Raw genomic sequence first — 23,228 nt, 5'->3', positions numbered from 1 at the left:
GTGAAACTACCGGGGCGGCACCAGCACCAGGTCGTCGCGGTGCACGACCTCGCGCTCGTAGCCGGCCCCGAGCTCGCGCTTGAGCTCGTGGGTGGAGCGCCCGAGGAGGTGCGGGATCTCCTCGGCGTCGAAGTTGACCAGGCCGCGAGCGACGGGCACGCCGTCGGGGCCGGTGAGGTCGACCGGGTCGCCGGCCACGAAGGTGCCGGTGACACCGGTGATGCCGGCGGCGAGCAGCGAGGCCCGGCGCTCGACCACGGCCCGCACCGCGCCGGGGTCGAGGACGATCGTGCCCTTCGGCTCGGTCGCGTGCGCCAGCCACAGCAGGCGGGTCGGGCGTCGTCGTCCGGTCGCGTGGAACAGCGTGCCCACCGCGTCGCCCGCGAGCGCCTCGGCGGCACGCGCGGCGGAGGTGAGCACCACCGGGATGCCTGCTCCGGTGGCGATCCGGGCGGCGTCGAGCTTGGTCTGCATCCCGCCGGTGCCCAGGCCCGCGGCGCCGGCCTTGCCGACGCGTACGTCGGCGAGGTCGTCGACCGAGACCACGTCCGGCAACAGCGTGCTGCCAGGAGCGGCCGGGTCGGCGTCGTACAGGCCGTCGACGTCGGAGAGCAGCACGAGCAGGTCGGCGTGGACCAGGTGCGCGACGAGGGCGGCGAGCCGATCGTTGTCGCCGAAGCGGATCTCGCTGGTCGCGACCGTGTCGTTCTCGTTGACGATCGGCAGCACGCCCATCTCGAGCAGCTTCGCGAACGTCTGGAAGGCGTTGCGGTAGTGCGAGCGCCGCGTCACGTCGTCGACGGTGAGCAGCACCTGTCCGGCGATCACGTCGTGCTGGGCGAGCTCCTCGGTGTAGCGGTGCACGAGGAGGCCCTGCCCCACCGAGGCCGCCGCCTGCTGGGCGGGCAGCGACCGGGGCCGCCGGCGCAGCCCGAGGGGCGCCAACCCGGCCGCGATCGCGCCGGAGGACACCAGCACGACCTCGGCTCCGCGGGCCCGGATCTTCACCAGCACGTCGACGAGCTCACGCACGCGCACCGGGTCGATGCCGCCCGCGGCCGTGGTGAGGGAGGAGGACCCGACCTTGACGACGATCCGCTTCGCCTCGGTCACCTCGCGACGCGCGCTCATACGGTGCTCACGTGGTGGGGGCGTCCTCGGCCCAGTCGGGGTCGTCCTTGCCGCCGATCTCGTAGGACTGCGAGCCGTACGTCTCTGGCTTGTCGAGGCGCCGGGCCACGTCGGCCCGGGTCTCGCCCTCGCCGCGCTCGGGCATCAGCTCATCGATCGCACGCCGGCGACGGGCGGCCGGCCGCGACTCCTCGAAGCGCTGGTCCTCGCCGCGGCGGCTGAGAATCTCGGCGGCCGAGTCGATGCCGGGCTTGAAGTCGAACACGACCGCATTGTCGGGGTCACCGATGAGCACTGCGTCGCCCTCCTCGGCGCCGAGCTGGACCAGCCGCTTCTCGACACCGAGCCGGTTGAGCCGGTCGGCGAGGTAGCCGACGGCCTCGTCGTTGCTGAAGTCGGTCTGCCGCACCCAGCGCTCGGGCCGGTCGCCCCGCACCGTCCACCCGTCGGGCGTCGAGGTCACGGTGAACGAGTCGCTGCCGTCCGCCGACGGCGGTCGCAGCACGATCCGGGTCGCCTCGAGCACGGGCTTCGCGTCGCGGGCGGCCTGGACCACGGCCGCCATCGCGAAGGTGAGCTCGCGCAGCCCCTCGCCCGAGGCCGCGGAGACCGGGAAGACCTGGAGGCCGCGCTCGCGCAGCTCGTCGACCACGAAACCCGCGATGTCGCGACCGTCGGGGACGTCGACCTTGTTCAGCGCCACCAGACGCGGCCGGTCCTCGAGCCCGCCGTACCGGGAGAGCTCGTTCTCGATCACGTCGAGGTCGTCGACCGGGTTGCGGCCCGGCTCGATGCTCGCGGTGTCGACGACATGCACGATCGCGGCGCAGCGCTCGATGTGGCGCAGGAAGTCGTGGCCCAGGCCGCGGCCCTCGCTGGCGCCCTCGATGAGGCCGGGCACGTCGGCGACCGTGAACGTCGTGTCGCCGGTGGTGACCACCCCGAGGTTGGGGACCAGGGTGGTGAACGGGTAGTCGGCGATCTTGGGCCGCGCGCGCGACATCGCGGCGATCAGGCTGGACTTGCCGGCACTCGGGAAGCCGACCAGGCCGATGTCGGCGACGACCTTGAGCTCGAGGACGATCTCGAGCTCCTCGCCGGGCTCGCCCAGGAGCGCGAATCCGGGCGCCTTGCGCTTGGCCGAGGCCAGCGCCGCGTTGCCGAGCCCGCCGCGGCCACCCTGGGCGACGACCAGCTCGGTGCCGGGCCCCACCAGGTCCGCCAGGACATTGCCGTGGCGGTCGGTGACCACCGTGCCGTCCGGGACCGGCAGCACCAGGTCGGAGCCGTGGGCGCCGTTGCGGTGCGCGCCCGCGCCGTGCCCGCCGCTCTCGGCACGCCGCTTGGGGCTGTGGTGGTAGTCGAGCAGCGTGGTGACGTCGGTGTCGACGCGCAGGATCACCGAGCCGCCGGGACCGCCGTTGCCGCCGTCGGGGCCGCCGAGCGGCTTGAACTTCTCGCGGTGCACCGAGGCCACGCCGTGCCCGCCGCGCCCGGCGCTGACGTGCAGCGTCACGCGATCGACGAAGGTCGGGACTGCCATGGTGCTTCCTTTGTTCAGCTGATGGAGCTCGAGGGTGCGATCCGAGCAGGGGGCTCGAAACCAGCAAGGGCGCCCCGAGACCGGGACGCCCTTGAGGTGAAGCGGGTGGGTGCGAGCGTCAGGTCACTCGCCCGGGACGATGTTGACGACCCGGCGGCCACGCCGGGTGCCGAACTGCACGGCACCGGCGATCAGCGCGAACAGCGTGTCGTCGCCACCGCGACCCACGCCGGCGCCCGGGTGGAAGTGGGTGCCACGCTGGCGCACGATGATCTCGCCGGCGTTGACGACCTGGCCGCCGTACCGCTTGACGCCGAGGCGCTGGGAGTTGGAGTCGCGGCCGTTCTTGGTGGACGCCGCGCCCTTCTTGTGTGCCATTTCGTGTCCTTCTCGGGTGCTCGAGCGGTGCTCAGAGGGAGATGTCGGTGACCTTGACCTGGGTGTACTTCTGGCGGTGACCCTGGCGCTTCTTGTAGCCGGTCTTGTTCTTGTACTTCTGGATGATGATCTTGGGGCCCTTGGTCGCGCCGAGCACCTCGACCGTCACCGACGCCTTGTCGAGCGCCTTCGCGTCGGAGGTGACGGACTCACCGTCGACGACGAGGACCGCCGGGAGCTTGACGGAGTCACCGACCGCCGTGGCGACCTTGTCGATCTCGATGACGTCGCCCACGGCAACCTTCTGCTGCTTGGCGCCTGCGCGCACGATCGCGTACACCGCGGTCTCCTTCGTCGTGTCTGTTGCGTTACGTCGGGGCCTGGGGCGCACACACTCGGGCGCCGCACAGAGAAAGGCACGCCTGGACGCACCGAGGATCAATACTACGGACCGGGCACCTGAACGGCAAAACGGAGGTGCCACCCGCTCGCTGCCCGACGACGCCGGCTCGGGGCCCGCGTCGTCGCTCGGACGGTCGCCGACGCCCCGCCGGTGTCGCCCTCGTTGGGTGACCTCGGCGGGTGACCGCGGCGGGTGACCGCGGCTCGCACCGGATCAGCGCTTGCGCGAGCCCTTCTTCTTCACCGGGACATGCTCGATCGCCTCGCCGACGGAGCCCTCGCCGGGCTCCGTCTCGGCAGTCCCGGGTTCGACGGTGCCCGTGGTCGGGGGCACGCCCACGCTGCCGATGGCGCCCGGAGGCGCCGTCTCGGCGACCGGGGGGCCGGCCGGGCGGCTGGCGGCACGCCGGCGGGTCCGAGTGACGACCTTGGGCGGCTCGGGCGCCGTCTCGGGAACGGACACAGCCTCGGGAGCCGGCTCGGCCACCGGCTCGGCGACTGGCTCGGGGGCCTGCGTCTCGACCGGCGCCGCGGCGACCGGGGTCGGCGTGCCGGCCGGGCGGCTCGCGCTACGCCGGCGGGTCCGGGTGACCACCTGCGGTGCTGCCGGCTCGGCAACGCTCACCTGTCCGGCGGGCGCGGTGGACTCCGCGGGCACGGTGGCATCGGTGGCCGGGCGCTCAGGCGTCTTCTCCGCGACCGGCGGGGTCTGCCCGGTCTCGGAGGCCTGCCCGGTCTCGGTGGTCGTCTCGGGCTCGGCCGGGTGATCGGTCTCCTCGGCGCTCTCGGGACGCGCCATGGCCGCGATGTCCTTCGGCGTGGGCGGCTTCTGCGGGGTGGTGGCCGGGGTGTCCTGGTCGGAACCGCGTCCGCGTCCCCCGCGACTGCGACGGCCTCCGCCTCCGCTGCCGGCGCCGCCACCGCTGCCACCACCACCGCGTCGCGACTCGTCGTCGCCTCGCTTGGCCTCGACAGGTGCGTCGTGGACGACCACCCCGCGGCCCTGGCAGTGCTCACAGTTCTCGCTGAAGGCCTCCAGGAGGCCGGTGCCGATCCGCTTGCGGGTCATCTGCACCAGGCCGAGCGAGGTGACCTCGGCGACCTGGTGGCGCGTGCGGTCACGGCCCAGGCACTCGACGAGGCGGCGCAGCACCAGGTCGCGGTTGGACTCCAGGACCATGTCGATGAAGTCGACGACGATGATGCCGCCGATGTCGCGCAGCCGGAGCTGGCGGACGATCTCCTCGGCGGCCTCGAGGTTGTTCTTGGTGACGGTCTCCTCGAGGTTGCCGCCCGAGCCGGTGAACTTGCCGGTGTTGACGTCGACCACCGTCATCGCCTCGGTGCGGTCGATGATCAGCGAACCGCCCGAGGGCAGCCAGACCTTGCGGTCCAGGCCCTTGGAGATCTGCTCGTCGATGCGGTACTCCGCGAACACGTCGGCCTTGCCGCCGGCGCCGTCGGCGCCGGGGTCGTAGCGCTCGAGGCGCTTCTCCAGGTCGGGGGCGACGTGCTGGACGTAGCTCTGCACGGTGTCCCAGGCGTCGTCGCCCTGGATGACGAGCTTGGCGAAGTCCTCGGTGAACAGGTCGCGGACGACCTTCAGGGTCAGGTCGGGCTCGCCGTAGAGCAGCTGGGGTGCGCTCCCCTTGGCCTTGCTCTCGATGTCCTCCCAGCGGGCCTTGAGCCGCTCGACGTCGCGGGTCAGCTCGTCCTCGCTGGCACCCTCGGCCGCCGTCCGGACGATCACGCCGGCGGAGTCCGGGACGATCTCCTTGAGCAGGGTCTTGAGGCGGTTGCGCTCGGTGTCGGGCAGCTTGCGGGAGATCCCGCTCGTGGTGCCGTCTGGGACGTAGACGAGGAACCGGCCGGCGAGGCTGACCTGGCTGGTGAGGCGGGCGCCCTTGTGGCCGATGGGGTCCTTGGTGACCTGCACGAGCACCGACTGGCCCGAGCTCAGCACGGACTCGATCTTGCGGGGCTGCCCGTCCTTGTGCCCGAGCGCCGACCAGTTGACCTCGCCGGCGTACAGGACCGCGTTGCGGCCCTTGCCGATGTCGATGAACGCCGCCTCCATGGAGGGCAGGACGTTCTGCACGCGACCGAGGTAGACGTTGCCGATCAGCGAGGTCTGCGACTCGCGGGCCACGTAGTGCTCGACGAGCACCCGGTCCTCGAGCACACCGATCTGGATCAGGTCCTCGCGCTGGCGGATCACCATGACCCGGTCGACCGACTCGCGGCGGGCCAGGAACTCCGCCTCGCTGACGATGGGGGCCCGCCGACGGCCGGCCTCGCGCCCCTCGCGGCGGCGCTGCTTCTTGGCCTCGAGCCGGGTGGAGCCGGACACCGCGGTGATCTCGTCCTCAGCGGAGCGGCGGCTGCGGACCCGGGTGACCGTGCCCTCGGCCTCATCGCCGGAGGCTCCGCCGTCCTCGCCCGTGCGCCGGCGGCGGCGCCGGCGGCGCGAGCTGCCCTCACCACCCTGGTCGCCTGCAGCGTCACCAGCGGCATCACCGGCAGCGTCACCGGCGGCATCGTCGGCGCCCGCCGCGGCCGCCCCGGTGTCGTCGCGATCGCCCTGCTCGCCGGCATCGGAAGCGTCGCCCTGGCCGGACTCGCCGTCCCCGGGCTTGCGGCGACGACGTCCGCCACGGCGGCGACGACGACGAGCGGTGCCGTCACCACCGTCGCTGTCGGACTCGTCGGCCGACCCGCTGGCGGTGTCGTCGCCGCTCGCCAGGTCCTCGTCCGGCAGTGCCTCGTCGACCTCGACCGGGGTCTCGACGAGTGCGTCCGCGTCCTCGCCCGCGCCGTCGGCCCGTGCCGCGCTCTTCTTCGCGGCGGCCTTCTTGGTCGTGGTCTTCTTGGCGGCAGTCTTCTTCGCGGCCGCCTTCTTCGCGGGCCGGCTCGGCTCGGGTGCCTGGAAGAGCACGGCCGGGGCGGCCGGGGCACCGGCGCCCTCGGTGAGCGGGTCACCGTGCGGTGCGGTGGCCGACTCCTCGACCGGTGCGATCACTGCCTCAGCCGCGGCCTTCTTGGCCGGGGCCTTCTTGGCGGCCTTCTTCGCGGGCGCCTTCTTGGCGGTGCTCTTGCGCGCGGCGGCCTTCTTGGCCGGCGCCGCCTCCGCCTCAGGGCCCGCCCCGGGACCCGCCTCGGCGGGCGCGTCGACGGGGAGCGCGAGGTCGCCCGGCTCACCCGACGTGTCGGGAGCGGCGGCCTTCTTCGCGGTCTTCTTCGCCGCGGTCTTGCGAGTCGCGGTCTTCTTGGCGGCAGCCTTCTTCGCAGGCCTGCCGGCGGGCGCCTCGCCCGCCTCGGGCGTGGTGGTTGCTTCCGCTCCGGGCTGGAGGTCGTCGGGCATCGTGTGCTCCTAGGCCCGCGCGCTGGGCGCTCGGGCGAGTCTGACGTCTCCCGCCCGGGTGTTCAGGGCCGGCGACGCAAAGCCTGTCGTGTGGCGGCGACACCCTCCGCGGTGCGTCACCGGCGTACGTCGTCTCGCCTGCCGCGGTCGCATGGCCTGTGTCCTGAGGAGCTCGCGGTGGGTCGCTGTCACCGACCTACCGGGCCGCGTCGCGGTCTGGTGAGACGAACGTCCAACCAGCGTGCCGACCCTGGATGAGCCGGCGAGAACGTCGTCGAATCGTTCCGGACAGGGTGTCCGGGCCGATCACCGCGAGTATCGCACACGTCGGGGCGAGGATCGCCAACGTCAGGAGTGCAGCGGGTCGCCGATCTCGCCGGTGGCGGGGTCGAGTGGGCCCTGGGCTAGTCGGGTGAGGAGCGGTGCGCCGCTCGGCTGCAGCCCTCCAGCGGAGGCGAGGCCGGCCAGCACGTCGTCGGGGCGCACCGACGGAACGCCGTGGCGCAGCACCAGATCGAGCCGGGTGCCACCCTCCCGTGACTGGGCGGCCAGCGCGACGACCGCGGCCCGGCAGTCGAACTCGCGCAGACCCTTCTTGGTCATCCGCTGCACCGGCACGGCCTCGGCGGACAGGAACGCCTCGACCGCCGGTCCGGCCTCCTCCGGGGCCACGTCGAGGTCGAGCAGCCAGTGGCTGGCCTCCAGCAGGTCGGCGAGCGACCCTCCGGGTGCCTCGACGACCTCCACGACGTCCAGCCCGTCGGGCAACGACTCCTCCAGCGCCTGGCGCACCACCTCGGGGTCCAGGACCTCGGCCAGGCCGATCTCGAGGTACTCGGCCTCGCTGGCAGACCCGGTCGGCGCAGCGCCGGCGTACGAGATCCGCGGGTGCGGGTTGAAGCCCGAGGAGTAGGCCATCGGCACCCGCGCCCGGAAGATCGCCCGCTCGAAGGCGCGGCTGAAGTCGCGGTGGCTGGTGAAGCGGAGCCGGCCGCGCTTGGCGTAGCGGATCCGCAGTCGCTGGACGGGTGGGGCTTGCTGCTCGGGCTGGGCGCGCACCGGGCCAGGCTACGGCGCGAGCGCGGCCTTCATCGCCATCGAGGGGTAGACCGTGCTGACTCGGTGACCGTCCAGCCAGGTCGTGAGGCGGGCCGCCTCGGCCTCGAGCGCGGTCCGCCCGTCGGCGCCCACGTCCTCGAGCAGGTTGAGCACGACCGCGCCCTCGGGGTCCTGCACCCAGCAACCCACGATCCGGCCGTCCCACCACGCGGTCGTGCCCGCGTTGCCGTTGGTGTCGAACAGCATCGGGGCGTGCGGGCCGAGGTAGAACCCGCGCTCCTTCCACCCCATCACCGTGGGGTCGAGGACGGGTAGCAACGCCGCCCACGGCTCGATGGTCGGCTCGGGCTGCTCGAGGATCGGGTCGCCGGGCAGGACCCAGCCGGTCGCGCCCGCGGCGAGCTCGACCTGGCACGCCTCCAGGTCGGTGAGCGCCGCCCGCACGGCGGTCTTGGTGGACCCGAGCCACCAGACGAGGTCGGCCTCGGTGCCGGGCCCGAAGGTGGTGAGCCAGCAACGGACCAGCTCGGCGTAGCCTTCTCGCTCCTTCGCGGCCTCGGGGACCTCACCGAGCCAGGTCGCCATCGACGCCCACCGGGGCCGCGACGTGCGCCAGTGACCGTCGTTGCGCCCCCGCACGATGCATCCCTCCACCCCCAGCTGGGTGAGCACGCGAGGCGCGACGGAGACGTTGGCGGCGTACTTGCCCTTGCCGATGTCGAGGCGGCCCGCGAGCTCGGGCACCTGCTCCCGGAGCTCCTGCGCCGAGAGCTCGGCTCCGCCGGCGAGGTGGGTCAGGACGGCCGCCCGGGCGGCTTCGAGCCAGGCGGCGCCGTCGGGGGCGACGCCGGACTGCTCCACGACCTTCGCCACCTGGCCCTCGAGCGTGGCGGCGACCCTGGCGGAGGCGCTCCCCCACGCGGCCGGCAACAGGTCGCGCGGGAACACGAACAGCGTGCGCCGCATCGCGAGCTGCTTGACCAGCGAGCGGTCCGCGTACAGCGCCCGGTCGACGTCGTCGATGTCCAGACCGTCGACGCGGGCCCACAGGGAGAGGTAGACGGTCGGCGCCTCGGTGGCGTGCAGCACGGTCATCGCCCGAGTGGCTGTCACCGGATCGGTCGCCCGGTGCCCGGGCGCCAGGGCGTGCCGCCGTCCCAGCCGGGCCCGGCGCTCCACGTCGCTCACGACTCGCATGGCCGACATCCTGCCTGCCGGCGCCGACACCGGGATGGGAGGATGGGGCGAGTGAGCACTTCGGCCCGGCGTACGTCGGCACTCGTCCTCGTCGGGCTGGTCCTGCTGTCCTTCAACCTGCGCCCGACCGCCGTGAGCGTCGGCCCGGTGCTGGCCGAGGTGCGCGACTCGTTCTCGATGTCGGGCCCGGCGGCCGGCCTGCTCACGTCGCTGCCGGTGATCGCGTTCGCTGTGTTCGGGGCGCTCGCCCCGGCCGCGGCCCGGGCGGTGGGGGTCCACCGGGTGACGCTGGTCGCGATCCTCGCCTCGATCGCCGGCCTGGCCGGGCGCGCCGTCACGCACAGCGAGACGGTGTTCCTGCTGCTGTCCCTGGTCGCGCTGGGCGGGATGGCGATGGCGAACGTGCTGCTCCCCTCGCTGGTCAAGCTCCACTTCCCCGACCACATCGGCCGGGTCACCGCCATCTACACGACCGCGCTGTCGATCGGGCTGACCGCGGCGCTGGTGCTCACCGTGCCGATCTCTCACACGTTCGGCGGGTGGCGCGCCGGCCTCGGCGCCTGGGCGGCGCTGGCCGTGCTCGCCGCCGTGCCGTGGGTCTCGCTCATCGCCCACGACCGGCACCTCGAGCGCACCCGGCGCACGATCACCTTCGGTGCGGTCGCCCGGACGCCGCTGGGCATGGCGATGGCGCTGTTCTTCGGGCTCCAGTCGCTGCAGGCGTACGTGATCTTCGGCTGGTTCGCGCAGCTGTGGCGCGACAGCGGCTACTCCGCGGGCATCGCCGGCCTGCTCGCCGGAGTCGTGGCGGGCACGAGCATCCCGCTCTCGCTCTGGTTGCCCAACGTGCTGGCTCGCAGCACCGACCCGCGCCGGGTCCTGTTCGCCGTGATCGCGGCCTACCCCGTGGGGTACGTCGGCCTGATGCTCGCGCCGCACTCGCTCGCCCCGCTCTGGGCGGTGCTCGTCGGCATCGGCACCGTGACCTTCCCGCTGATCTTGACCCTCATCGGGCTGCGAGCGCACAGCGCCGAGGGCACCGCCGCGCTCTCGGCCTTCACCCAGTCGGTCGGCTACCTCGTGGCGGCGATCGGCCCGTTCCTGATCGGGGTCGTCCACGACGCCACCGACGGCTGGAACCTGCCGTTGGCGATCCTGCTGGTGCTCACGCTGCCGCTCTTCGCCCTCGCGGCGTACGTCGGCAAGGTCCGCTACGTCGAGGACCAGCTCCACTCCCCACGTTGAGTCGGGGGTTCAGACCTTCGAGTCGGGGGTTCAGACCGTCGCGGGACGTGCGGCAGGCACGACGTACGGAGCTCCGGCTCTCGTGCGACTCGTGTAGGTGTCCACCGCGGTCGGCGGCCTCCCGGTGCTGGATTGTCCGTCGAGGTCTGGTCGCAGGACGTCATACGAATGGTGGGTCCTGCTGCTCTGGGTCCTGCTGCTCAGAACGTATGACGTCTCGGGGGCCCCGAGAGGACACCGACCCACCCACACCTCCAGCAAGAGAGCCGAAGACCCGAATGAACCGTCACAACTGGCGACTGGAGTCAGAAGTCCCGAATCGACGCTCTCAGACCACTGACAGCGGGAGCAGCTGCTGGCCGGTGGGGCCGATCTGGATCTCGGTGCCCATCTCAGGACACACGCCGCAGTCGTAGCACGGGGTCCAGCGGCAGTCCTCGACCTCGACGTCGGAGCCGTCAGCGGCCGCGAGCGCGTCCTCCCAGTCGGCCCACAACCAGTCCTTGTCGAGCCCGGAGTCGAGGTGGTCCCACGGGAGGACCTCGTCGTACTCCCGCTCGCGGGTGGTGTACCAGTCCAGGTCGACGCCGGTGCCCGCAAGCGCGGCCTCCGCCGAGGACACCCAGCGCTCGTAGGAGAAGTGCTCGCTCCAGCCGTCGAAGCGGCCGCCGTCGCGCCACACCTGCTCGATGACCGCACCGACGCGACGGTCGCCGCGTGAGAGGAGTCCCTCGATCGTGCCGGGCTTGCCGTCGTGGTAGCGGAAGCCGATCGCGCGGCCGAAGCGCTTGTCCTCGCGGACGACGTCGCGCAGCTTCTTGAGCCGCTCGTCGGTGGTCTCGTGGTCGAGCTGCCCGGCCCACTGGAACGGCGTGTGCGCCTTGGGCACGAACCCGCCGATCGAGACCGTGCACCGGATGTCGTTGCGTCCGGAGACCTCGCGGCCCTTGGCGATGACCTTCTTCGCCAGGTCGGCGATCGCAAGGACGTCCTCGTCGGTCTCGGTCGGAAGTCCGCACATGAAGTAGAGCTTCACCTGCCGCCAGCCGTGGGAGTACGCCGCCGCGACCGTGCGGATCAGGTCCTCCTCGGTGACCATCTTGTTGATGACCCGGCGCATCCGCTCCGACCCGCCCTCGGGGGCGAACGTCAGCCCCGAGCGCCGGCCGTTGCGGGAGAACTCGTTGGCCAGCGTGATGTTGAACGCGTCGACCCGGGTCGACGGCAGCGACAGCGACACGTTGGTGCCCTCGTAACGGTCGCCCAGGCCCTTGGCCACCTCGCCGATCTCCGTGTGGTCAGCGCTGCTGAGCGAGAGCAGCCCGACCTCCTCGAAGCCGGACTTGCGGATGCCGTTCTCGACCATGTCGCCGATGGTCTGGATCGAGCGCTCCCGCACCGGACGGGTGATCATGCCGGCCTGGCAGAAGCGGCAGCCACGGGTGCAGCCCCGGAAGATCTCCACCGAGAACCGCTCGTGGACGGTCTCGGCCAGCGGGACCAGCGGCTTGGCCGGGTAGGGCCAGGCGTCGAGGTCCATCAGCGTGTGCTTGCGGATCCGGAAGGGGATGCCGGGCCGGTTGGGAACGACCGCCTCGATGGTGCCGTCCTCGGCGTACACGACGTCGTAGAACCGCGGCACGTAGACGCCACCGCTGACCGCGAGGCGGCGCAGCACCTCGTCGCGGCCGCCGGGGCATCCCTCGGCCTTCCACTCACGGACGACCTCGGAGATCGCGAGCACGACCTCCTCGCCATCGCCGAGCACCGCGGCGTCGATGAAGTCGGCGATCGGCTCGGGGTTGAACGCGGCATGGCCGCCGGCGAGCACGATCGGGTCGTCGTCGCCGCGGTCGGCCGCGTGCAGGGGGATGCCGGCGAGGTCGACGGCGTTGAGCATGTTGGTGTAGCCGAGCTCGGTGGAGAAGCTGAGCCCGAACAGGTCGAAGGCGCGCACCGGTCGGTGGGCGTCCACCGTGAACTGCGGGATCGGGCCGTGGGCGTCACCCTCGCGCATGACGCGCTCCATGTCCGGCCAGACGGCGTAGGTGCGCTCGGCGACGATCCAGTCACGCTCGTTGAGCACCTCGTAGAGGATCTGGACACCCTGGTTGGGCAGGCCGACCTCGTAGGCGTCGGGGTACACCAGCGCCCACCGGACGGTCTGACCCTCCGGCGTCGCGGCCCCGCAGTCCCAGTCCTTGACGGTTGAGTTGAGCTCGCCGCCGACGTACTGGATCGGCTTGGACACCGACGGGAGACGGGGCTCGAGCCGGGGGAAGACCGACGGTGGCCCGACCGGTGGGGGGACGTTCGCGGACGCGGACATCTGGACTACCTCGCAGGACGGCGTGACGACGGGTGGGCGAAGGATCCAGCGTACGTCGGGCAGACCGGACGCGGCGAACTCACTCAGTGTCGGGTGCGAGCGCCTCGAGCTCGGCGAGCGCCGCCCGCGCGACGGGCAGCTCGGCCTGCGCGAGCTCGATCAGGTCCTCGAGGCCGCGCACCCCGTAGCGGTTGGCCACGCTCTGGACGGCGTCGGCGATCTCCGGCTCGACGTCCCGCTCGATGTCCTGGTCGCTCATGCCGTCAATCCAAGCACGCCCCGTCATCAGAGTCCGTCCTCAGGGCCCCTCCTCAGGGCCCGTCGTCAGGGCCCTCCTCAGGGCCCGGCATCGACCTCGGCGCGGGCCGCGGCGCTCGCCGAGGTGGCGCGCAGCTCGACCGGGGGCAGCAGCAGCAGGATCAGGAAGGCGACCAGGCCCACCCCGGCGGCGAGCAGGAACACCAGGTCCATCGAGTCCGCGAAGCCCACTTTGAACGGGTGCGCGATCACGGGATCCATCCGCTCGATCACCGAGGAGTCGTCCTGCACCTGGGCGACCAGCTCCGGCGTCGGGCCGTGTCCCGCCGCGACGGCCTGTTGCCAGGCGGCGGTCTGACTGTCGTGGGCGATGGCGTCGGCGATGTTGCCGCCGACGCTGCTGAACAGCACGGAGAGGAAGATCGCGACGCCGAGGGTGCCGCCGATCTGGCGGAAGAACGTCGCCGAGCTGGTCGCGACGCCGATCTCGGACGGCGGCACGGCGCTCTGCACGATCAGCAGCAGCGGCTGCATGCAGTTGCCGAGCCCCAGGCCGAGGACGAACATCGACAGGCTGATCCACACCAGCGGGGTGTCCGCCCCGGCGAGCGAGAGCAGCCCGAGCCCGACCACGATCACGGCGGAGCCGATGATCGGGAACAGCCGCACGTGACCGGTGCGGGCGATCACCAGACCGGAGCCGATCGAGGCGGACATCATCCCGACCACCATCGGCAGCATCAGCAGGCCGGACTCCGTCGGGCTCGCCCCGTGGGCGATCTGCATGTAGAGCGGCAGCAGCATGATGCCGCCGAACATCGCCATGCCGACGATCACGCTCGCGGAGATCGTGACCGCGGCCGCGCGGATGCGGAAGATCCGCAGCGGGATCAGCGCCGCGTCCCCCATCGCGCGCTCGGCCAGGTAGAACGCGACGAGACCGACCGCACCGATGGCGTACGCCGTCAGTGACCGCGGCGAACCCCATCCCCAGTCGCGGCCCTGCTCGGCGACGGCCAGCAGCGGCACCAGGCCGACGCAGAGCGCCAGTGCGCCCCACCAGTCGATGCGCACCTGCCGACGCACGTGGTGGACGTGCAACGTGGCCGACACCACGAACAGCGCCGCGATCCCGATCGGCACGTTGACGAGGAACACCCAGCGCCACCCGTCGATCGAGAGGATCGTGGAGCGGCCGGCGAAGAACCCGCCGATCAGCGGACCGAGCACGCTCGAGGTGCCGAACATCGCCATGAAGTAGCCGGTGTAGCGAGCTCGCTCGCGCGGGGACACGATGTCGCCGATGATCGCCAGCACCAGCGTGAACAGTCCGCCGGCGCCCAGACCCTGGAACGCCCGGAACGCCGCCAGCTGGACCATCGAGTTCGCGAACGAGCAGAGCGCCGACCCCAGCACGAACACGGTGATCGCGAACATGAAGAGCTTCTTGCGTCCGTAGAGGTCGCCGAGCTTCCCGTAGATCGGCGTCGTGATCGTCCCGGTGATCAGGTACGCCGTGGTCACCCACGCCTGCACGGACAGGCCGTTGAGATCGTCGGCGATCGTGCGGATCGACGTGCTGACGATCGTCTGGTCCAGGGCGCCCAGGAACATGCCGAGCATCAGGCCCGACAGGATCGTCAGCACCTGGCGGTGGGTGTACTCCCCCGTGTGAGCGGCCGTGTCGGGGGCGGTGGCGTCGTTGGTTGTCATCGGCAACGATCTTAGCGGGCGCCTGCCCACGCGTCCGTAGGGTTTCGGACATGAGCACGACGACCCGCCGCCGCTACGAGTGGACGACCTTCGCGCCGGTCCTGGGCGCCGTCGTCCTCGTGGTCTCCTGGGGCCGGCACCCCGGCCCGGTGGCGGCCGTCGCCATCGCGGTGTTCCTCATCGCCACCGTGCTCGCGGCCGTCCACCACGCCGAGGTCGTGGCGCACCGGGTCGGCGAGCCGTTCGGGTCACTGCTGCTCGCGGTGGCCGTGACGGTCATCGAGGTGGCGCTCATCGTCACCTTGATGATCACCGGCAGCGGGGACACGTCCGCGCTCGCCCGCGACACGGTGTTCGCCGCGGTGATGATCACGCTCAACGGCATCGCCGGCCTGGCGCTGCTGGTCGGGGCGGTCAAGCACCACCTCGCGGTGTTCAACCCCGAGGGCGCGGGCTCCCTGCTGACCACCGTCGTCGCACTGGCGGCCCTCACGCTGGTGCTGCCGCGGTTCACCACCAGCACGCCGGGACCGGAGTTCTCCGCCGCCCAGCTCGCGTTCGCGGCGGTGGCCTCGCTCGCGCTGTACGCCGTGTTCGTCTTCACCCAGACCGTGAAGCACCGCGACTTCTTCCTGCCGGTCGAGACCGGGCCGGGCCCCCGCGACGAGGACGCCGACGGCCACGCCGACCCGCCGAGCGACAGGGCGGCGCTGAAGAGTCTCGTCCTGCTCGGCGTCTCGCTGATCGGCGTGGTGGGGCTGGCGAAGGTCGAGTCCTACCCGATCGAGGACGCCGTCGACGCCGTCGGGTTCCCGCACTCCTTCGTGGGCGTGGTGATCGCCCTGTTGGTGCTGCTGCCGGAGTCGATCGCGGCCGTGCGGTCCGCGGCCCGCGACGACGTGCAGATCAGCCTCAACCTCGCGTACGGCTCGGCGATGGCCAGCATCGGCCTCACGATCCCGGCGATCGCGGTCGCCTCGATCTGGCTCGACGGGCCGCTCGTGCTCGGCCTGGAGCCCATGCAGATCGTGCTGCTGCTGGTCTCGGTGATCGTGTCGGTGCTGACCGTGGTGCCCGGCCGCGCCAAGTCGCTCCAGGGCTGCGTGCACCTGGTGCTGCTGGCGGCGTTCGTGTTCTTGTCGGTCAACCCCTGACGCTGAGCGCCGGCCGGGGGGCGCGCTCGGGCATCGTGTAGCGCGACGGGACCGTCGCGGTCGAGCGCAGGTGGATGTTCTGCAGCAGCCCGATCGCGAGCATCCCCGCGAACATCGAGCTGCCGCCGTACGACACGAACGGAAGAGGTACGCCGGTGACGGGCATGATGCCCAGGCACATCCCGATGTTCTGGAACGCCTGGAAGCCGAACCAGCAGGCGATGCCCGCCGCCGCGAGCCGCCCGAACAGGTCGTCGGTGCGCGCCGAGATCCGCAGCGCGCGCCAGATCACCACGGCCAGCAGCGCGATCAGCACGCCGGCGCCGACCAGGCCGAGCTCCTCCCCCGCCACCGTGAACACGAAGTCGGTGTGCTGCTCGGGGACGAACCCCGCGCGGGTCTGGGACCCGTGGAACAGACCCTGCCCGAACAGGCCACCGTTGCCGATGGCGATCCGGGCCTGCTCGACGTTGTAGCCGGCGCCGCGCGGGTCGAGGTCGGGGTTGGTGAACGCCAGGAACCGGTCGACCTGGTACTGCTTGAGCAGGCCCGCCGCCACCGCCGCGGCGGCCGCGGTCACCCCGCCCGCCGCGAGCAGCGCGAGCCAGCGGCGCGGCGCGCCGGAGATCGCGAGCACACCGAACACCGTCGCGGACAGCACGAGCATCGTGCCGAGGTCGGGCTGCAGCATGATGAGCGCTGCGGGGAGGCCGGCGATCACGAGCATCCCGGTGACGTCGGCGTGGGCGCCGCCCGGCCGGCCGCGGCGTACGTCGGCGCGCTCGGCCACCCACAACGCCATGCCGATCACGACCGCGAGCTTGGCGAACTCCGACGGCTGGATGGACATCCCCCCGAGCTCGAGCCAGGACCGCGACCCGTTGATCGTGGAGCCCATCGTCAGCACCAGGGCCAGCCCCACGAGCGAGGCGACGTAGACGAGCGGCGCGATGATCCGCACCCACCGGTGGTCGGTGGCGAGCACGACGACCATCAGCACCACGCCGATGAGCACGTTCACGACCTGCTTCTTCAGGTACGCCGTGGGGTCTCCGCCGGTGAGGTCTTCGCGGTGGGTGGTCGCCGACCACACCAGCAGGCTGCCGAGCGTGACGAGGCCGAGCACCGCGAGCATCAGGACCCAGTCCAGGCGCGGCGTCCGCAGCACGGGCCGCGGCGTACGGGTGGCAACCACTAGTGCTCCTCGTGCTCGCGCGAGGGCGGCAGGATCGAGCCGTCGCGCATGAAGGTGGGCAGTGCGTGGGGCGGCGTGGTGCCGGGGATCGCGGCCTTCGACGGGTCGACGTTCATGCCGTCGATGCCGTAGAGCGCCTCCCAGATCTTGCGGACCGCCGGGCCCGAGGTGCCCGAGCCGGTGCCGGCCTGGCTGACCATCATCACCACGACGTAGTTCTCGTCGTACGACGCGACCCAGGACGTCGACTGCTTGCCGTAGACCTCCGCGGAGCCGGTCTTGCCGCGGATGTGCACCTTGTCGAGCGGGAACCCGCCGAACTTCCAGGCGAGCGTGCCGACCTTGGGGGTGCCCTGGAGCGCCTGGTCGACGTACCGGATGCTCTCCGGCGTCGCGTCCACCTTGCCCTCCGCGACGGGCTTGAACCGCTTGACCACGGTGCCGTCGGGGCTGACGATCGCCTTCGCGACCCGCGGGGCGTAGAGCGTGCCACCGTTGGAGAGCGCGGCGTAGGCGCGGGCGAGCTGGAGCGGGGTGACCATCGTGTCGCCCTGCCCGATCGAGAAGTTCACCGCGTCGCCGGCCCGGTAGTAGCTGCCTTCGAGGCAGAACTCGTGGGCGAAGAGCCGCAGGAAGTCGCTCGTGGCGGTGCCGTCGCGGTCCATCTTGCAGTAGTAGCCCTTCATCGCCTTCCAGTAGGAGAGCTTCCAGTGGCGGTCCGCGATCCGGCCGCTGGCCTCACCGGGCAGGTCGATGCCGGTCTCGCTGCCGAACCCGAAGTTCTTGGCCTCCTGGACCAGCGGGTCCTTCGCGTCGACGTTCGTGGGGTCCGACCCGTACTGCTGCCAGAAGTGCAGGCCGACACGGTAGAAGAACGTGTCGCACGAGAGCTGGAGCGCCTGGTCGAAGCCGATCATCCCGTAGGAGGAGGACTCGTAGTTCTTGAACCACCGGTTGCCGACCTGGAGCCCCGAGGAGCAGTCCAGGCGGGTGTCCGGGGAGAACCCGTTGTTGAGGGCGCCGACGGTCATGATCGGCTTCCACGTCGAGCCGGGCGCGAACTGGCCCTGCGTCGCGCGGCCGAGCAGCGGGTCGCCGGCGGCCTTGGAGTAGAGGCGGGCCAGCTGCTTCTTCGTGATGCCGCCGACCCACACGCCCGGGTCGTACGTCGGCTGGCTGGCCATCGCGACGATCCGGCCGGTGCCGGCCTCCATCACCACGACCGCACCGGAGTCGGCGCGGTAGTTGCGGTGGGTGACCTTGTCGTAGGTCTGGCGGGCGGTGCGGATCGTGTCGGCGAGCTGCTTCTCCACGACGCCCTGCACCTTGGCGTCGATCGAGGTGACCAGCGTGTCGCCGGGCTGGCCGGCCACCTCGCTGTCGTCGCCGAGCACCCGGCCCATCGAGTCGACGGCGACCCGCTTGTAGCCGGGCATGCCGCGCAGCCAGCGGTCGTACTCCTTCTCGACCCCGGCCCGGCCGACCGACGACGCGCCGTTGACGGACCGGTCGTCGTGCCGCTGAGCCTGGTCGAGCTCGTCCTCGGTGATCGGGCTGAGGTAGCCGAGCACGTGCGCGAGGTTCACGCCGTACGGCTGGGGGTAGGCGCGCACGCTCTGCTGCTCGGCCAGCACCCCGGGGTAGTCCTCGGGCTGCTCGAGGATGCGCAGCGCCACGGCCTGCTTGACGTCGGTGGCCACCGGCACCGGCTGGTACGGCGAGCCGTTCCAGCACGTGCCGGGCACGCTCCCGTCCTCGCCGCAGGTGACGAGCAGCTTGTCGATCGTGCGCACCGGCACGTCGACCACGTCGGAGACCCGTCCGACGAGGACGCCCTGCTGGTGCTCGGTCATCTTGCCGAGCATGGTCCGGTCGATCGACACCACCCACGAGGTGCGGTTGGCCACCAGCGGTCGGCCGAGGTCGTCGACGATCAGCCCTCGCTGGGGCTGGACGACGATCTCGCGGACCGACTGGGAGGCGGCCTGGGCGTGGTACTCGTCCCCGCCGACGACCTGCAGGTAGTAGAGCCGCGCGAACAGCGTCGCGAACAGCGCGAACACCAGCGCCTCGATGACGACCAGCCGCAGCCGGCCGGAGCCTGTCGACCCTGAAGTCACGGCCATCCCCTAGGCGAGCGAGTGGTCGGGCTCGAGCCGCCGGAAGACCGCCATCACCGCGGGCACGACGAGCGGGGTGAGCAGGAGGTCCCAGAGCAGCGCGACCACGATCACCTCGAGCAGCTGGGGGACGCTGAGCGCCGGGTCGTCGAGCACCAGGCCCGTGAGCGCGAAGACCGAGGTGCCGACGAACGACGACGCGGCGACGGTCGCGACCACCGTGGTGACCGAGGGCCGGGAGTCCTGGCGCACCCGCCCGGCGACGTACCCGACGAGCACCAGGGCGAGCGCCCACCGCCCGGCGACGTGGTCGGCCGGCGGGGCCAGGTCGAGGACCACCCCTGCGCCGAAGCCGAGGACCATCGCGAACTGCGCGCCCCGGGTCAGGGCGGCGCCGACGACGACGAGCAGGCACAGGTCGGGCACGATGCCGTCCCAGGCGAAGTGCGGGAACACCGAGACCTGGAGCACGAGGGCCAGACCCACGGCGGCAGCGGCCACGGCGGCGCGGAGGGCGTTCACCTCAAGCGCCCGTCGGACTGGATGACGGCCCGGTCGCTCGAGGTGCCCGAGGGCACCACCACCCCGACCAGGTCGAGGGCGCCGAAGTCGACGAACGGGTCGATCACCGCACGCTGCGAGGTCTCGCGCAGGCTGCTGTAGACACTGGTGACCCGGCCGACCGGGACCCCGGAGACGTAGGGGCCGCCGGCCTCGCTGCCCCAGGTGACGACGGTGTCGTGCTTGGCGGGCACGGCGGTCTGGTCGACGAGCTCGAGGTCGAGGCGGCCGTCCTGGCCGAGCACGCCGCGGCCGTGCAGGAAGCCGACCTCCATGCTCTCCCCGACTCGGCCACCCACCACGGAGTCCGAGTCGACGATCAGCAGCACGGTGGCGGTCGTGCGGGTGACCCGCAGCACGCGGCCGACCAGCCCGTCGTTGTTGACCACGGTGAGGTCGGGGTGCACCCCGGCGTCCGAGCCGGCGTCGATGGTCACCGTGCTCGAGAACGACTGGGAGGAGCCGAGGCCGACGACCCGCGCCGGCACCAGGTCGTAGCCGAGGTTGTGGGCGGCCGCGGTGAGGCCGTCGTACTCCTCGAGCCGGTTGCGGTCGTAGCCCTGGGTGGCGAGGTCGGACTTGAGTCGTGAGTTCTCGGCCTGCAGGGCGATCAGGTCGTCCTGCATGGAGTCCTTGGACCGGAACCAGTCGGGTACGACGGTGAAGGGCCGCACCGCGGCCGAGGTCGCGACCTCGACGGGGCCGAAGACCTCGCCCGCAGCGCGGCGGGCCGGCTCGAGCGGCGAGCCGTCCCCGGCCTGGTCCAGCGTCATCAGGGTCAGGCAGGCGAGCACCAGCGCGACCAGCAGCGCCGGTGAGGGCTGCGGCCCCTCCCCGGGACTTCGCCAGCGGCGCTCCCGCAGCGGGCGGAACCGGTCGTCGCGAGCCATCAGCGGCGCCTCTGGTCGCTGACGAGCACCTGCTGGAGCGCCTCGAACTCCTCGACACACTTGCCGGCGCCGAGCGCGACCGAGCTCAGCGGGTCCTCGGCGACGTGGACCGGCATCCCGGTCTCGTGGCGCAGCCGCTCGTCGAGGCCGCGCAGCAGCGCGCCGCCGCCGGTGAGCACGATGCCGCGGTCCATGATGTCGCCGGCGAGCTCTGGCGGGGTCTGGTCCAGGGTGCTGCGGACGGCGTCGACGATCGTGTGCAGCGGCTCCTCGAGCGCCTGGCGGACCTCGGCGCTGGACACCACCACGGTGCGCGGGAGACCGGAGACCATGTCCCGGCCGCGGATCTCGGCCTCGGGCTCGTCGGCCATCGGGAACGCCGAGCCGATGGTCATCTTGACCTCCTCGGCGGTGCGCTCGCCGAGCATGAGCGAGTGCTCCTTCTTCATCCAGGCCACGATCGCCTGGTCGAGCTCGTCGCCGGCGGTGCGGACCGAGAGGCTGGTGACGATGCCCCCGAGCGAGATCACCGCGACCTCGGTGGTGCCACCACCGACGTCGACGACCATGTTGCCGGTCGCCTGGTGCACGGGCAGGCCGGCGCCGATCGCGGCGGCCATCGGCTCCTCGATGATGTAGACCCGGCGGGCACCGGCCTGGTAGCCGGACTCCTTGACCGCTCGCTGCTCGACCGCGGTGATGCCGCTGGGGACGCAGATCACCATCCGCGGCTTGGCGAAGTAGCGGCGCCGGTGCACCTGCTGGATGAAGTAGCGGAGCATCTGCTCGGTCGCCTCGAAGTCCGCGATGACCCCGTCCTCGAGCGGCCGGATCGCGGTGATGTGGTCGGGCGTGCGCCCGATCATCCGCTTGGCCTCGTGGCCGACCGCGAGGATCTCGCCGGTGGCGTCGTTGAGCGCGACGACGCTCGGCTCGTCGAGGACAACTCCCTTGCCGCGGACATAGACCAGCGTGTTGGCGGTCCCGAGGTCCACGGCCATGTCGCGGCCGATGAAGCTGTTCGCCATGCGTCGCCCTGTCGCTGAAGCCGCACCACCTGGGGGCAGTGGTGCAGATGGGGAAGGTGTGACTACAGGCTAAGGACGGATGCAAGACGCTCCGGGGAGGACACGCGGCCCCGCCCGGGAGATTAGGAGTCGAGTCGGCGCAACTGCACACCCCCAGAGCGCGAGTCGGCGCAACTGCACACCCCCAGAGCGCGAGTCGGCGCAACTGCTACGCGCGTCTGGGGTGACGGCCTCGCCGCCAAGCCGGCCACGGATCGCTCGTGGCTCGAGCTTCCGACGTCGGCGTGGCGATAGGCGCGAAGGGCCGCCGTGCAGACGCGCCGACTCGGCGTGCTCACGCGTGCAGATGCGCCGACTCGACGTTGCTGGTGCGTGCAGACGCGCCGACTCGGCGTGCTCACGCGTGCAGACGCGCCGACTCGGCGTCCCTGGCGCGTGCAGACGCGCCGACTCGGCGTCGTGGGGTCAGAGACCCGGGAACCAGATCGCGATCTCGCGCTCGGCGGACTCCGGGGAGTCGGAGCCGTGGACCAGGTTCTGCTGGTTGGAGATGGACAGGTCGCCGCGGATGGTGCCGGGGGCGGCCTTGCGTCCATCGGTGGCGCCGTTGAGACCACGCACGATCTCGACGGCCTCGTCACCCTCGAGCACCAGCGCCACCAGCGGCCCGCTGGTGACGAAGTCGCGCAGACCCGGGTAGAACGCCTTCCCCACGTGCTCGGCGTAGTGCTGGTCGGCGACCGAGGCGTCGATGGTGCGGTGCTCCATCGCCACGATCGTCAGGCCCTTCGCCTCGTAGCGGGACAGGATCGTTCCGACCAGCCCGCGTCGGACGGCGTCGGGCTTGAGGAGGACGAGGGTGCGCAGACTCATGATCTGCACCCTACTGAGCGACGACGGGGTCGGCGCGAGGGCCCTTCGACGCCCCGCGCCGGGTCTTTGGGCCGCTCGTCGGTGGGACGCCTCAGCGGTGCGACGCCGCCCGGGCGAGGACGTCGCGGGGAACGGGCACCATCGCGTCGTCGTCGGGCACCGGCGCCCCGGGTACCCGGTGCAGCGGGATGTGACCGCCCCACGTGCCGGCCGCGACGTCCTCGGGCTCGTCGCCCGGTCCACCGGCCCGCGCCTTCATCGACGCCTCGTGGAGGGGTACGGCGAGCACCGCGGTCGCGGCCAGCTCCTTGCGCGTCGAGGGCCGCAGGGTGGCGGTGCGCCCCGGGATCATGTGGTCGACCACCAGGGCCAGGGCCCGCGCACGCTCCTCGGGGTCCTCGACCAGGCGGGCCATGCCGATGACGACCGCGGAGCGGTAGTTCATCGAGTGGTGGAACGCCGAGCGGCCGGCCACCAGGCCGTCGAGCTCGGTGATCGTCACGCAGACCGTCGCGCCGGCGGCCGCGCCCACCCAGCCGGCCGCGACCGACCCGTGGACGTAGAGGCTGCCGCCCGGATCGGGTCCGTCGAGGTCCACGCCGTACGCCGTCGGGAGCACGAGCGGGTGGTCCCCCACGCTCACGCCGAGGTGGGCGACCAAGGCGTCCTCGAGCAACGCGTGCAGCTCGGCCCGGTCGTCGAGCGCGCGGTTGCGGCCGCGACCCACGGCGGTGCGAGGCGTGGGCGAGAGCGGGGTCAGCGAGGGCGGAGGCGTGGTCACGGAGACTACG

General features: G+C 71.9%; 19 protein-coding genes. 2 read left to right on the top strand and 17 right to left on the bottom strand.

Going from position 1 to position 23,228, the window contains the following annotated elements:
- Window positions 1–6 precede the first annotated feature (6 nt).
- The 7 genes from proB to AC3ANS_RS06220 all read right to left on the bottom strand — a co-directional run bounded on the left by proB (window position 7) and on the right by AC3ANS_RS06220 (window position 9,071).
- Entirely contained in the window at window positions 7–1,131 is a 1,125-nt protein-coding gene (gene proB, locus AC3ANS_RS06250; RefSeq protein ID WP_488295304.1) for a glutamate 5-kinase, read from the bottom strand.
- A 7-nt stretch (window positions 1,132–1,138) separates the two neighbouring features.
- The gene (gene obgE / locus AC3ANS_RS06245) at window positions 1,139–2,674 is read right to left on the bottom strand and encodes a GTPase ObgE (RefSeq protein ID WP_488295303.1); all 1,536 of its coding nucleotides are present in this window, start codon (window positions 2,672–2,674) and stop codon (window positions 1,139–1,141) included.
- 123 nt (window positions 2,675–2,797) lie between these two features.
- On the bottom strand, window positions 2,798–3,052 hold the full coding sequence (rpmA, locus tag AC3ANS_RS06240) for a 50S ribosomal protein L27 (RefSeq protein WP_488295302.1): 255 nt from the start codon (window positions 3,050–3,052) through the stop codon (window positions 2,798–2,800).
- A gap of 31 nt (window positions 3,053–3,083) precedes the next feature.
- Window positions 3,084–3,392: a 50S ribosomal protein L21 gene (gene rplU / locus AC3ANS_RS06235; RefSeq protein WP_488295301.1), complete on the bottom strand. Its 309-nt coding sequence runs from the start codon at window positions 3,390–3,392 to the stop codon at window positions 3,084–3,086.
- A gap of 276 nt (window positions 3,393–3,668) precedes the next feature.
- Complete coding sequence (locus AC3ANS_RS06230) at window positions 3,669–6,815, bottom strand: Rne/Rng family ribonuclease (protein WP_488295300.1); 3,147 nt, start codon at window positions 6,813–6,815, stop codon at window positions 3,669–3,671.
- A gap of 348 nt (window positions 6,816–7,163) precedes the next feature.
- Window positions 7,164–7,874, bottom strand: a complete 711-nt coding sequence (locus AC3ANS_RS06225; protein ID WP_488295299.1) for a TIGR03936 family radical SAM-associated protein — start codon at window positions 7,872–7,874, stop codon at window positions 7,164–7,166.
- Window positions 7,875–7,883: 9 nt separating this feature from the next.
- Complete coding sequence (locus AC3ANS_RS06220) at window positions 7,884–9,071, bottom strand: winged helix DNA-binding domain-containing protein (RefSeq protein ID WP_488295298.1); 1,188 nt, start codon at window positions 9,069–9,071, stop codon at window positions 7,884–7,886.
- 51 nt (window positions 9,072–9,122) lie between these two features.
- Between AC3ANS_RS06220 and AC3ANS_RS06215 the strand changes: the two genes are divergently transcribed.
- Window positions 9,123–10,316 (top strand): MFS transporter, encoded by a 1,194-nt coding sequence (locus AC3ANS_RS06215; RefSeq protein WP_488295297.1) that lies wholly within the window; start codon window positions 9,123–9,125, stop codon window positions 10,314–10,316.
- Window positions 10,317–10,644: 328 nt separating this feature from the next.
- On the opposite strand, the gene AC3ANS_RS06210 is transcribed toward AC3ANS_RS06215, so the two are convergent.
- The 3 genes from AC3ANS_RS06210 to AC3ANS_RS06200 form a co-directional block, all read right to left on the bottom strand.
- The gene (locus AC3ANS_RS06210; protein ID WP_488295296.1) at window positions 10,645–12,645 is read right to left on the bottom strand and encodes a TIGR03960 family B12-binding radical SAM protein; all 2,001 of its coding nucleotides are present in this window, start codon (window positions 12,643–12,645) and stop codon (window positions 10,645–10,647) included.
- A gap of 79 nt (window positions 12,646–12,724) precedes the next feature.
- Window positions 12,725–12,904 carry a hypothetical protein gene (locus tag AC3ANS_RS06205; RefSeq protein WP_488295295.1) on the bottom strand — a complete coding sequence of 60 codons (180 nt, stop codon included), beginning with the start codon at window positions 12,902–12,904 and terminating at the stop codon, window positions 12,725–12,727.
- Between the two features lie 77 nt (window positions 12,905–12,981).
- Window positions 12,982–14,616 carry an MDR family MFS transporter gene (locus AC3ANS_RS06200; RefSeq protein WP_488295294.1) on the bottom strand — a complete coding sequence of 545 codons (1,635 nt, stop codon included), beginning with the start codon at window positions 14,614–14,616 and terminating at the stop codon, window positions 12,982–12,984.
- Window positions 14,617–14,666: 50 nt separating this feature from the next.
- Between AC3ANS_RS06200 and AC3ANS_RS06195 the strand changes: the two genes are divergently transcribed.
- Window positions 14,667–15,770, top strand: coding sequence for a calcium:cation antiporter (locus AC3ANS_RS06195; RefSeq protein WP_488295293.1), 1,104 nt, complete (start codon window positions 14,667–14,669; stop codon window positions 15,768–15,770).
- Here the strand turns inward: AC3ANS_RS06195 and rodA are convergent.
- From rodA to AC3ANS_RS06160, 7 genes are all read right to left on the bottom strand, one after another.
- The gene (gene rodA, locus AC3ANS_RS06190) at window positions 15,760–16,965 is read right to left on the bottom strand and encodes a rod shape-determining protein RodA (protein WP_488295292.1); all 1,206 of its coding nucleotides are present in this window, start codon (window positions 16,963–16,965) and stop codon (window positions 15,760–15,762) included. The two genes, AC3ANS_RS06195 and rodA, sit on opposite strands and share 11 nt — an antisense overlap.
- Window positions 16,965–19,085: a penicillin-binding protein 2 gene (gene mrdA, locus AC3ANS_RS06185; protein ID WP_488295291.1), complete on the bottom strand. Its 2,121-nt coding sequence runs from the start codon at window positions 19,083–19,085 to the stop codon at window positions 16,965–16,967. The genes rodA and mrdA overlap by 1 nt, the downstream gene beginning before the upstream one ends.
- Window positions 19,086–19,094: 9 nt before the next feature.
- A complete protein-coding gene (gene mreD / locus AC3ANS_RS06180; RefSeq protein WP_488295290.1) occupies window positions 19,095–19,607 on the bottom strand; it encodes a rod shape-determining protein MreD in 513 nt (170 codons plus the stop codon).
- A complete protein-coding gene (gene mreC / locus AC3ANS_RS06175; RefSeq protein ID WP_488295289.1) occupies window positions 19,604–20,536 on the bottom strand; it encodes a rod shape-determining protein MreC in 933 nt (310 codons plus the stop codon). The genes mreD and mreC overlap by 4 nt, the downstream gene beginning before the upstream one ends.
- A complete protein-coding gene (locus AC3ANS_RS06170; RefSeq protein WP_488295288.1) occupies window positions 20,536–21,564 on the bottom strand; it encodes a rod shape-determining protein in 1,029 nt (342 codons plus the stop codon). The genes mreC and AC3ANS_RS06170 overlap by 1 nt, the downstream gene beginning before the upstream one ends.
- Before the next feature lie 465 nt (window positions 21,565–22,029).
- Window positions 22,030–22,437: a nucleoside-diphosphate kinase gene (gene ndk, locus AC3ANS_RS06165; RefSeq protein WP_488295287.1), complete on the bottom strand. Its 408-nt coding sequence runs from the start codon at window positions 22,435–22,437 to the stop codon at window positions 22,030–22,032.
- 91 nt (window positions 22,438–22,528) lie between these two features.
- Complete coding sequence (locus AC3ANS_RS06160) at window positions 22,529–23,218, bottom strand: pyridoxamine 5'-phosphate oxidase family protein (protein WP_488295286.1); 690 nt, start codon at window positions 23,216–23,218, stop codon at window positions 22,529–22,531.
- Between the last annotated feature and the right edge of the window lie 10 nt (window positions 23,219–23,228).

It is taken from the genome of Nocardia sp. 149-1B (assembly GCF_057747975.1).
The sequence above is the reverse complement of the archived record's forward strand: the minus strand, read 5'-3'. Positions and strand labels throughout refer to the sequence as shown.